The organism is Pseudomonas sp. GD03903, assembly GCF_029840045.1.
Taxonomy (GTDB): Bacteria; Pseudomonadota; Gammaproteobacteria; order Pseudomonadales; family Pseudomonadaceae; genus Pseudomonas; species Pseudomonas pseudonitroreducens.
The window spans coordinates 1-813 of sequence record NZ_JAOCBT010000066.1 but is presented as its reverse complement, the minus strand read 5'-3'; the positions used below and the strand labels follow the sequence as shown (position 1 = coordinate 813).

Annotated in this window: 1 protein-coding gene; it reads left to right on the top strand. The window is 65.1% G+C overall.

All coding sequences use genetic code 11. The annotated features are described in order from the left end of the window. Positions 1 to 813, top strand: an 813-nt coding sequence (locus N5C91_RS31825) for an FAD-binding protein (RefSeq protein ID WP_279834519.1), incomplete at both ends; no start/stop codon positions are given.

Sequence of the window (813 nt, the reverse complement as noted above, 5' to 3'; positions counted from 1 at the left end):
GCTGCGGCGCAGAAGATTGGTGGCGACATCGCCGTCCTGGTCGCAGGCCAGAACGTCGGTGGCGTGGCTGAAGCCGCTGCCAAGATCGCTGGTGTTGCCAAGGTGCTGGTCGCCGACAACGCCGCCTACGCTCACCAGCTGCCGGAGAACGTTGCTCCGCTGATCGCTGAGCTGGGCAAGGGCTACAGCCACGTGCTGGCCGCCGCCACCACCAACGGCAAGAACTTCCTGCCGCGCGTTGCCGCCCTGCTGGACGTCGACCAGATCTCCGAGATCATCGAAGTGGTCAGCGCCGACACCTTCAAGCGTCCGATCTATGCCGGTAACGCCATCGCTACCGTGCAGTCCTCGGCTGCCGTCAAGGTCATCACCGTGCGCGGCACCGGCTTCGACGCCGTTGCTGCCGAAGGTGGCTCCGCCGCTGTTGAAGCCGTTTCCGGCCCGGCCGATGCCGGCAAGTCCGCCTTCGTCGGTGAAGAACTGGCCAAGTCCGATCGTCCGGAACTGACCGCTGCCAAGATCGTCGTTTCCGGCGGCCGTGGCATGGGCAATGGCGACAACTTCAAGATCCTCTACTCCCTGGCTGACAAGCTGGGCGCTGCCGTCGGTGCTTCCCGCGCTGCCGTTGACGCCGGCTTCGTGCCGAACGACATGCAGGTCGGCCAGACCGGCAAGATCGTTGCTCCGCAGCTGTACGTGGCCGTCGGCATCTCCGGCGCCATCCAGCACCTGGCGGGCATGAAGGATTCGAAAGTGATCGTTGCGATCAACAAGGACGAAGAGGCGCCGATCTTCCAGGTCGCCGACTACGGC